Raw genomic sequence first — 9,453 nt, forward strand, 5'->3', positions numbered from 1 at the left:
GTATGACAAATTCATTAGCAAGGAGTGAGCCAATGACCCAGCCTGCTGACTCACAGTATGATTATCATCACTTGAAGCACATGAAGGAGCAAACACGCTCCAAACGCACTTTATGGATAACCCTTTATCTCACTTTGTTCTTCACGATCGTAGAGGTAATCGGAGGTTTGCTGTCCAACTCTCTGGCTTTATTGTCGGATTCTGCCCATATGATATCGGACGTTATAGCTTTAGGGCTCAGCATGACGGCTATTTACTTAGCTAGACGCCCTTCCAACGCCAAATACACCTTCGGGTATTTGCGATTCGAGATTATTGCAGCTTTCCTGAATGGACTGGCGTTGTGCGTCATCTCTGTCGGTATTTTCATCGAAGGCGTGAGACGTTTACTCAAGCCGGAAGAGATCGACTTTACTCTTATGCTGACGATTGCTTCTATTGGTTTTGCCGTTAATCTCGTATTAACCCTTGTCCTCAGCCACAGTAATCATGAAGAAGAGAACTTGAATATCCAGAGTGCGCTATGGCATTTTATCGGCGATTTGTTAAGCTCGGTTGGCGTTATCGTTTCTGCTGTTATTATTTTTTTCACGGGTTGGTTGTTCGCCGATCCGTTAATCAGCGTGATCATTGGCGGCATCATATTTATAGGCGGCTTTAAGATCTTAAAGAAATCCATTTATATTCTAATGGAAACCGTCCCCGAGCAATTTAATCTTGACGAAATCCGCTCGGAGCTGGCAAAGGTGGAAGGTGTTGAGGATGTTCATGAAATGCATCTGTGGGCGATCTCGAGCGACCATTACTCCTTAACCGCGCATATGTTCGTCCGCGCCGATATTCAGCAATTTTGCATCATATTAGCCGTAAACGACATGTTAGCTGAGAAATACGGTATTACTCACTCCACTATACAGATGGAGCATGTCAACATCCATCCGCATGGGGAGTACGGCAAACAATTTCTTAAACAGCAAGAGGAAAAGAACCACCAGGAACTAAACCCCTTATCCCTGCTGTAACTTGGACTTTTTCGCGCGCTAGGGTACCCACTATATCTTTTAGCAAAAAAAAGCTCTTTTGGGGAATGGTTGATAATCCTACCATTTCCCTAAAAGAGCTTTTTCCATTATGGCAAATCAATCAATAGGATTCGAGCGCCTTCACGGCTAATCAAAATCAGCTCAGTAACGTCTTCGAGCTTGGCAGCATCTCTTCGTCCTAGCGTCAACTCACCTTTCACACTGATTTCTCCTTCAAGAACAAACAGAAACGCTTTTCTTCCCGCAGGCTGTGTAAAGGTTAAAGGCTTACCCGCTGATAGATCTGACAGATAGATGCTCATATCTTGGTTGATGTGAGCGACTTTACCTTCCACCGCGTTGGTTGAAGCAACGGGAACGAGCTTATCAGTCAAGTTATCCTTATCGAATTCCGTCGTTTCATAAGAAGGCTTCACACCTTGCTTATCGGGTATGAACCACATCTGGAGCAGCTCCAGAGGCTCGTCTTCGGAAATATTGTACTCCGAGTGGAAGACACCTGTACCGGCAGACATCCTCTGAACGCCTCCCCATGTCGTTGCCGCACGGTTTCCTAGGCTATCTTTATGCTCTAATAGTCCGCTAAGCACGAGCGTGACGATTTCCATTTCTCGATGGGGATGCATTCCGAAACCTTCGGAAGCAGCAATCCAGTCATCGTTGAGCACTCTTAACGGTCCAAATTGTGAGTTGTTGGGATCATAAAAATCAGCGAAGGAAAAACTAAAATTTGATTTCAACCAGCCATTATCGGCGGAATACCGTTCACCAGCACGTTGAATGGTAATCATTTATTTACGCCTCCTGTCTTATTTCAATTAAACAAGACTGCATCAAGAGAGAATTCTCCAGGTCCGGTTAGCGCAACGGCAACAGCAATTACAATGAGCACTAGATTATATTCATACCCATTTTGCGTAACCCACAAGCCATTTTTCCCGTGAACCTTAGCGATTGCAACTAACATAGGTACGACAATCAGTACAGCGGCAAGCGGTGTAAACAATCCGAATGCGAACATCAATCCTCCGGCTAATTCGCTGACTCCTGCTACGAATGCCATTGTACGTCCTGGCTTAATTCCAATGGATTCGAAGAACCCGCCAGTCCCTTCAAGTCCATATCCTCCGAACCAGCCTGCCAATTTCTGCATCGCATGCCCTGCGAATAATATACCAATAACTACTCTTAACAACAATAATCCTAATTCCATTCTAACCACGCCTCTCGTTTGTTTGATTTGTTTTTCTTCTGTCTCTATACTAAGTTATGTTACTTTATTTTGTCAAGTAACTATTAATGATTAAGTTTAAACTTACTTTTTGCAAGTGGGTATGTTACTATGTATATAAAGGGGGAATCGATATGGACTATTCCAAAATGTGCCCCAAATATGAATCGGCTGCTGAGTTGTTGGGCAAAAAATGGACGGGACTCATTATCCGAGTAATGCTTGGCGGTCCTAAAAGGTTTAAGGAAATAAAAGAGCAAATTCCCGAAATGAGCGATAAAATGCTAACTGATCGCATGAAGGAGCTCGAAGCACTCGGAATTCTTACACGAACCGTATATCCGGAAATGCCGGTGCGTATTGAATATGAATTAACCGAGAAGGGCCGCAACCTGGAGGATGTTATTCTATCCATTCAAAGCTGGGGCGAGAATTGGATGTAACTGTGACGAATTATAGCTAAAGAAGCGGGCCGCTAGATGGCCCGCTTTTTGTTGTTTCTATTGGCTTGAAGCTTACTACAAACGATACAATCCTCCATGTATAATTGTGCAACGAATAAAAGCACCTGTTTCCAGCGGAAACAATGTGCTTATTCGTTATGCATATTGAAGGTTCACTGGGTCTAAACCTTGGAAACCACTTCATGCTTTTTTTTAGGGCAAATCGAGCAATAGTCTTCGGGCTCATCCGAAGCCAAGTAATAATAACAGCAAGTTTTTCGAATGCGAATGGGCGTCTCTGAAGCGCAGGTTACCAGCTTGGGACTGTCGAATGTTGCCAGCGGATTTTTCGTTTCACCAAAAAGATGCGCCGGCGCTTTGTTAAGCAAATATTCAAAGTCTTCTTGGATGCGGGATTTTTGATCGTCGCCGGCCCCCTCCCTAAACTTATTCTCGTACATCCAGTACACGCAGACAGCCGTATTCTCCCATAAAACGGCCTTCGAAATAGAGGCCGACTTGGAAAGGAAGCTCCATGCTTTGGCCAAATTCCCGGCGAATAGGTTATGAATGATTTGATCCCGCCATTCATGCCGGCTGCCCTCTGCCGGCTCCGAGACTTGCCAATCGGCCAAGCGCACTTTCGGAAGCCATGTCTGACCTTGATGATAGGATTCGATATGACAATTCTCAATGGAATAATCCAAGCCCTTGTTAAACGCGCTCATCGCATACAGGCTGGAAGCAATGGTCAGGAAGCTGTATCTCTTAGCAAATAGCGATACGGTAGCCGCATGGGTCGATGCTTCGAATATGCTCGTCACCCTGTCCAGATAAGCCGAACATTTGTCTTCATTCAGCAAATCGATTGCCGGCATAGAAAACCTTCTGTCCAGTGAAGGCTCTGTCGCAAATCGATAGTCTTTCACTAATACGTCGATTTCTTCCGTTTGATACACGAACCCCATCGCTTTTTTTCACCTATTCTCTTTCGTTTTTCCATGCAAAATAACGCGTTTACGCTAAAAACGAATTGATTTTCATAGCACACCGACAAGTCACGTATTTCCAGAGCATTCATACGGCTCATTTCCTTTATTTATCATCGATTTTATATAGACATCTCCGCTCTGTCAATGAAATTGATAATTATTATCAATTAGTGATTGAAAATGGGTTGTAATTCCACTAAAATAATTTTGGGGTATAGACAATCAATCGAATATGCAACATGGGAGGAATCAAGTTGAAACGATCTTTCGTTATCGCGATCGCAGTGTCACTGTGGCTGACGGGCTGCAGCACTTCTCCGTCATCAAACAGATACATAGAGGCAGAAGAGCAAACGATTGAACCGACTCAAACGGCAAGCGAACAACCTGCTCAGACAGAAAATTCGCAATCGGAAGCTCAGGACAGTCCGACTCAGACAGAGCCGATGCAAGCGGAACCCACACAACAAGTCGAGGAACAAACGCCGGAGAAAACGAGTGATCCGGCCAAAAAACCAGCAAAGGCTGATCAGAAGGTACAGGAATCCAAGAAGAAGAATGAATCCGTGGCTAACGCCGTCACCGATTCGATCATGGACAACGGATCGGATCAGGCGGTCGCGACCGGCCAGGAAGCCGAGCGGTTGAAGAAGTCTATCGAACAGATCCGATCGCTCGTCAAAGACTTGAAGCAGCATGCCGAGGACAACGACGCCGCGAAAATGAAAGACATCTCCTCTCAAATCGCGCAAGACTGGGAAGCGATGAAATCGGACGTAGACGCTTCTTTTCCGGATATGGTCGATTTTCTAGAAGAAAAAATCGTCAAATTAAACGAGCTGCAAGCCGGTGACACGATCAATCCGGATGCGATGCTGCAGCTGGATTATGAGTTGTATCAAGCGTTTCGCCAATTGGCCGACAAAGCGGGTGTGTAACGGCCGGACCGAACTCGCTTGAAAATTTGCTTGACAGCTGAAATATTATTGCCCTATGATATGCGATAATGATAATCATTATCATAACACTCAATCTTGAAAGGTGGATTTATGCTTCCAATGATAAAGTCAATTCGCACAATGGCCTTATGTCTTTCCTTCTTGCTTGCCATCGTTTCCGTTCCGTTCGCCGCGGCGGCGGCAACGCCGCTCAAAGTCGTGCTCGACGGCCAGCAGCTTACATTCGATGTTCAGCCGCAAGTGATCAGCGGCTCCACGATGATTCCATACAGCATGTTAATGCAAAAAATCGGGGCCTCCCTTAGCTTCGACGCAAAAACGCAACAACTTAAAGTGAAAAGAGGCAAAACGACTGTAGAACTAACGATAGGCAGCAACCAAGCCATCTTAGACGGAAAAACCGTTAAACTCGACGCCAAAGCGGTCGTGAAAAACGGCCGCACTCTCGTTCCGCTCCGTTTCCTAGGCGAATCGTTCGGCTTGTGGGTGAACTGGAACGCCGGCACGAAGACGGTAAGCCTCGAAACAAAACGCACGATTACTCACGCCAAGGGCACAACGACGCTCACTTCCGTTCCGAAACGCGTCGTCATCCTTTTCAACGGCATGGTAGACGTTTCGCTGACTTTAGGCGTCAAACCTGTAGGTGCGGTCGAATCGTGGGTTCAGACTCCTTGGTACCACTATCTCCGGGCGGACATGGGCGGGGTCAAAAACCTCGGAAGCGAATTGCAGCCGAACATCGAAGCGATCGTCGCTTTGAAGCCGGATTTGATTATCGGAGCTAAAACTCGTCACGAGAAAATTTACGGCCAGTTGTCCGAAATCGCCCCCACCTTGTTCGCAGAGCAATTGTTCGAATGGAAAGTGAATATGGACATGGCAGCCAAGGCGTTTAATACAGAAGACAAAGCCGCCGCGTTCATAGGCGATTGGAACAAACGGGTAGCAGACTTTAAATCCAAAATTGGAAACCGCGCCAACACCGAAGTATCGATCGTCCGCTTCCAGGAAGACAGTTCCGCCCGTTTCTACGTAACGGGATTCGCGGGTACGATCCTTCAGGAGCTAGGCTTGAAACGTCCGAAAGCGCAGCAAGTGGAAGGCAAAGTTGTCGTGAACCTTGCTTCCCAGGAGCAGATTCCGTTGATGGACGGCGATATCATCTTCGACATTACTTCCAGCCACGGCGACGGCGAAGAGTTCAAATCCCAGGAAGAATGGCAGAAGAATCCGCTGTGGAGCAACCTCAAAGGCGTCAAGAACGGCAAGTACTACCAAGTGAACGATATCACCTGGAACATGTCAGGCGGAGCGACAGCCGCGAAAATGATGCTTGACGACCTGTACTTCTACTTCGACCTGTAATTCTCTTCGAATATTATTGTACGTACGAAAGAATGGGCTATCCGGCTCATTCTTTTATGCGTCACGGGACTGGAGTGGCAATAATGGAAAGGTTGTTTTCCGGAAACCTGTCTAAGGGTTCCGGCCTTGCGTTCGGATTCATTCTATTGATCGCGTTCGTATTCGCCAGCATGGTTTACGGGGCGACACCAATCAGTTGGTCCGACGTGTACTATTCTTTCACGCAATATGACGGCACTTCTAACGCGCATATCATCGTGCAAACTTCGCGCGTGCCAAGAGCGTTCACAGCTGCCGCAATCGGAGCCTGCTTGGCCGTTGCCGGATCGCTGATCCAGGGGCTAACGAGAAACCCGCTTGCCGATCCGAGTGTGCTCGGGATCAATTTCGGCGCATCGTTCATGATCGTGTTCAGCGTGACTGTGTTATCCATAACCTCTTTGCCAGCTTTGACTGCCCTATCGTTCGCCGGCGCGACGGTTGCCGCCGTCGCGGTCTACTTGTTAGGGTCGCTCGGCCGTGACGGCTTGACGCCTCTTAAAATTATTTTGGCGGGGGCCGCGCTGAGTGCCCTTTTCTCTTCCTTCACGCAAGGGATGCTCGTGCTTAACGAGCAAAGCCTGAGTGAAGTGATATTCTGGCTGACCGGCTCCGTCGCGGGCAGATCGTTCGATATGCTGAAAGCCGTATTGCCGCTCATGGTAGTCGGCTGGATCGCCTCGTTCTGGATCACCAGGCATATGAACGTGCTGACGATGGGCGAAGATACGGCGCAAGGACTTGGGCAGCGGACGTTGTTCGTGAAGCTCGCCGCCGGATTGATTATCGTGGCGCTCGCCGGCAGCTCCGTCGCAGTGGCCGGCCCGGTCGGCTTTATTGGATTAATCGTGCCTACGATCGCCCGTCTGTTCTCCGGCAACGATTACCGTTGGATCATTCCGTACAGCGCGGTGCTCGGTGCAATCATCGTTCTCGTTGCCGACATCGCCGCCCGATTCGTGATCAGGCCCGAAGAACTGCCGGTCGGCGTTATGACTGCGATTATCGGCATTCCTGCATTCATTGCGATCGCCAGAAAGGGGATCGTCAATAAGTGAAAAATTTTACGCACGTCCGATTCGAGAAGATCCCCGTCTCTTTTTTTCTTCATAAAAAATCGTTGATGCTAACGATCGCGCTTGCTGTATTCAGCGTCGCCGCGCTCCTGCTCAGCACCGCTCTCGGGGATATGCGCATTCATCCACTGGATGTCGTGAGTGCTATGTTCGGAGGCGGTACCGAAGAGCAGAGGATTGTGGTTCAGAAGCTCCGCCTTCCAAGAATCATCACTGCGTTTCTCGTCGGGGCCGCGTTGGCGGTAGCCGGAGCCATTCTGCAAGGAATCATCCGCAATCCGCTTGCTTCCCCCGACATCATCGGCATCACAAGCGGCGCATCCGTCGCGGCGGTGGCGTTTATCAGCTATTTGGCGGGTACGGTCAGCATCGTCTGGCTGCCGGTCGCGGCAATGATCGGTGCCGGTGTCGCTGCTATCGTCATCTATTTGCTCGCCTGGAAACAAGGCGTTACGGCAATCCGTCTCGTGTTGATCGGTATCGGGATAAACTTCCTGCTCGCGTCGATGACCAAAGTGATGCTCGTCATGAATCCGATGTATACTTCAGCGCAAGCCTATGTATGGCTTACAGGTACGGTATACGGCACAGATTGGAGCATCGTATGGATGATTGTGCCGTGGGTAACCGTCTTTATTCCACTCGCTTTTGTGTTCGCCAGGAATGTGAACGTGCTTCAACTGGGGGACGACATTGCGGCCGGTGCGGGAAGCGCCGTTCAGCGCCAACGGTTTACACTGCTCATGATAAGTGTGGTGTTAGCCGGCGCCGCCGTATCAGTCGGCGGGGCGATTTCGTTCGTCGGGCTCATTGCACCCCATATGACCCGTAAGATGATCGGCCCTTCATTCGGCGGCGTACTGCCGGTGTCGGCCTTGATCGGCGGAATGATGGTCGTCCTCGCGGACACAGTTGCCAGAACGGCTTTCTTGCCTTACGACATCCCGGTTGGGGTGTTTACCGCCTGTGTCGGCGCGCCTTTCTTTATCTATTTGCTATATCGCAATCGGAACGCATAGACATGATTACAAAAAGAGCGGGGCTGCCTTGAGACCCTAGATCTTAGAGAGCGAGAATTCCATTTCCGTACACTGAGCTCGTATCCAACCTGCCTTCCCTCAAACTTCACATCGAACTTGACCGGATATGCGCTGGTGGAAAATCATCAAGATGAGGATGGCACAATCCTGAAACCAACTTTTTTCTGCGAATATCTTAACCTTCATCTTCAGAGTGACAAAATAATTGATTCAGACTATAATATCAAGTGACGAAGAACGTCCTTGTCCATTTTTTAATGGCTGAGGACGTTCTTTTTTGCATATAAGGAGGTTTCTATGTATGGATTTTGAACAGGCTTACAAAGAGTTTATGGCCTCACATATCGAAAAGAGGACAGGTGAGCGCAAAGGTCGGCTATTAAGTAGAGATTTCCACGGAGAAAAGTTGTTTTTACAAAACATCTGGTGGGTTCTTAAAGGCAACCTCGAGCATTTGCACCCGGAATATGAAGTGCTAGATTGGCGAAACAGGCCTTATTTTATTGACTTTGCTTGGAAACCGCCGGGTAATATTATTTTTTTGTTGGAAATCAAAGGGTTTGCCAAGCATGTACGCGACATGGATCGAAATGGCTACTGCAACGAAACAAATCGCGAGACTTTTTTGGAAGCAATCGGATATCGCGTAATATCCTTTGCCTACGATGATGTCGCCGATCGCCCGGATTTGTGTATCACTCTGCTTCGTTTATTTATAAGCCAATTTCATGCTGATGAAGCGCCTGTCACTTTATCAGTACTTGCTGAGAGGGAAATAATCAGACTAGCTCTTCGGCTCGCACGCCCGTTCCGACCGATCGATGTTACGCGTCACCTAGGGATAAATCATAAAACTACTATGAATACCATCAACAGATTAGTAACTAAAGTTTGGGTTGTGCCAATAAGAAGAGGGCGCGGTGAACGTGCAGTACAGTTTCAACTTGCGAAAGGAATCGAGCGTTTCTTCTAGAGAATCCGAGTGTAATTGTAATATTATTGCTCTTAGATGTAGTGGTTTGGGTGGTTTGGGTGGTTAACTAGCTTCATTTCTACACCTAAATTAAGGAATTATTCCTGATTTAATTAATTACTTGCAAAAATGCTTCTAAATAAAGGTATATTACCTATTTCGAGGTAGCGTCAAGAAGTTTGTGTAGTAGGTTTATCCATCGGGACGATGGATCGTTAGGTTGTAAATGTTACACTGGAGGGCAAAGCCCAAGCGAATGCGCGGGATGAGTAAAGTTCTAGGAATTTAT

Annotated in this window: 10 protein-coding genes; 7 read left to right on the forward strand and 3 right to left on the reverse strand. The window is 47.7% G+C overall.

Features of this window, described 5'->3' with window-relative positions; genetic code table 11:
- Positions 1 to 32: 32 nt before the first annotated feature.
- Positions 33 to 1,022 carry a cation diffusion facilitator family transporter gene (locus ACESLK_RS25830; RefSeq protein WP_373232672.1) on the forward strand — a complete coding sequence of 330 codons (990 nt, stop codon included), beginning with the start codon at positions 33 to 35 and terminating at the stop codon, positions 1,020 to 1,022.
- A gap of 107 nt (positions 1,023 to 1,129) precedes the next feature.
- On the opposite strand, the gene ACESLK_RS25835 is transcribed toward ACESLK_RS25830, so the two are convergent.
- A complete protein-coding gene (locus ACESLK_RS25835; protein WP_373232674.1) occupies positions 1,130 to 1,834 on the reverse strand; it encodes a pirin family protein in 705 nt (234 codons plus the stop codon).
- A gap of 23 nt (positions 1,835 to 1,857) precedes the next feature.
- Positions 1,858 to 2,256, reverse strand: a complete 399-nt coding sequence (locus ACESLK_RS25840) for a DoxX family protein (protein WP_373232676.1) — start codon at positions 2,254 to 2,256, stop codon at positions 1,858 to 1,860.
- Between the two features lie 152 nt (positions 2,257 to 2,408).
- Between ACESLK_RS25840 and ACESLK_RS25845 the strand changes: the two genes are divergently transcribed.
- Entirely contained in the window at positions 2,409 to 2,717 is a 309-nt protein-coding gene (locus tag ACESLK_RS25845) for a winged helix-turn-helix transcriptional regulator (RefSeq protein WP_373232678.1), read from the forward strand.
- Between the two features lie 182 nt (positions 2,718 to 2,899).
- Here ACESLK_RS25845 and ACESLK_RS25850 read toward each other — a convergent pair whose 3' ends face one another.
- The gene (locus tag ACESLK_RS25850; RefSeq protein WP_373232680.1) at positions 2,900 to 3,685 is read right to left on the reverse strand and encodes an IucA/IucC family C-terminal-domain containing protein; all 786 of its coding nucleotides are present in this window, start codon (positions 3,683 to 3,685) and stop codon (positions 2,900 to 2,902) included.
- A gap of 278 nt (positions 3,686 to 3,963) precedes the next feature.
- Here ACESLK_RS25850 and ACESLK_RS25855 point away from each other — a divergent pair, with 278 nt between their 5' ends.
- The 5 genes from ACESLK_RS25855 (at position 3,964) to ACESLK_RS25875 (ending at position 9,164) form a co-directional block, all read left to right on the forward strand.
- On the forward strand, positions 3,964 to 4,647 hold the full coding sequence (locus ACESLK_RS25855; RefSeq protein WP_373232682.1) for a hypothetical protein: 684 nt from the start codon (positions 3,964 to 3,966) through the stop codon (positions 4,645 to 4,647).
- A 120-nt stretch (positions 4,648 to 4,767) separates the two neighbouring features.
- Positions 4,768 to 6,036, forward strand: coding sequence for a stalk domain-containing protein (locus ACESLK_RS25860; RefSeq protein ID WP_373232683.1), 1,269 nt, complete (start codon positions 4,768 to 4,770; stop codon positions 6,034 to 6,036).
- A gap of 56 nt (positions 6,037 to 6,092) precedes the next feature.
- A complete protein-coding gene (locus tag ACESLK_RS25865) occupies positions 6,093 to 7,133 on the forward strand; it encodes a FecCD family ABC transporter permease (protein ID WP_373232685.1) in 1,041 nt (346 codons plus the stop codon).
- Entirely contained in the window at positions 7,130 to 8,170 is a 1,041-nt protein-coding gene (locus ACESLK_RS25870; RefSeq protein WP_373232687.1) for a FecCD family ABC transporter permease, read from the forward strand. Before ACESLK_RS25865 ends, ACESLK_RS25870 begins: the two co-directional genes overlap by 4 nt.
- A gap of 322 nt (positions 8,171 to 8,492) precedes the next feature.
- Positions 8,493 to 9,164 carry a hypothetical protein gene (locus ACESLK_RS25875; RefSeq protein ID WP_373232688.1) on the forward strand — a complete coding sequence of 224 codons (672 nt, stop codon included), beginning with the start codon at positions 8,493 to 8,495 and terminating at the stop codon, positions 9,162 to 9,164.
- Positions 9,165 to 9,453: the final 289 nt, after the last annotated feature.

Origin of the sequence: Cohnella sp. (genome assembly GCF_041640265.1) — a bacterium.
In the GTDB taxonomy this organism is placed as follows: domain Bacteria; phylum Bacillota; class Bacilli; order Paenibacillales; family Paenibacillaceae; genus Cohnella.

Bases quoted from the DNA above. Each gene is read 5' to 3' on its own strand.
- ACESLK_RS25830 (WP_373232672.1), top strand. From the start codon at position 33: ATGACCCAGCCTGCTGACTCACAGTATGATTATCATCACTTGAAGCAC.
- ACESLK_RS25835 (WP_373232674.1), bottom strand. From the start codon at position 1,834: ATGATTACCATTCAACGTGCTGGTGAACGGTATTCCGCCGATAATGGC.
- ACESLK_RS25840 (WP_373232676.1), bottom strand. From the start codon at position 2,256: ATGGAATTAGGATTATTGTTGTTAAGAGTAGTTATTGGTATATTATTC.
- ACESLK_RS25845 (WP_373232678.1), top strand. From the start codon at position 2,409: ATGGACTATTCCAAAATGTGCCCCAAATATGAATCGGCTGCTGAGTTG.
- ACESLK_RS25850 (WP_373232680.1), bottom strand. From the start codon at position 3,685: ATGGGGTTCGTGTATCAAACGGAAGAAATCGACGTATTAGTGAAAGAC.
- ACESLK_RS25860 (WP_373232683.1), top strand. From the start codon at position 4,768: ATGATAAAGTCAATTCGCACAATGGCCTTATGTCTTTCCTTCTTGCTT.
- ACESLK_RS25865 (WP_373232685.1), top strand. From the start codon at position 6,093: ATGCGTCACGGGACTGGAGTGGCAATAATGGAAAGGTTGTTTTCCGGA.
- ACESLK_RS25875 (WP_373232688.1), top strand. From the start codon at position 8,493: ATGGATTTTGAACAGGCTTACAAAGAGTTTATGGCCTCACATATCGAA.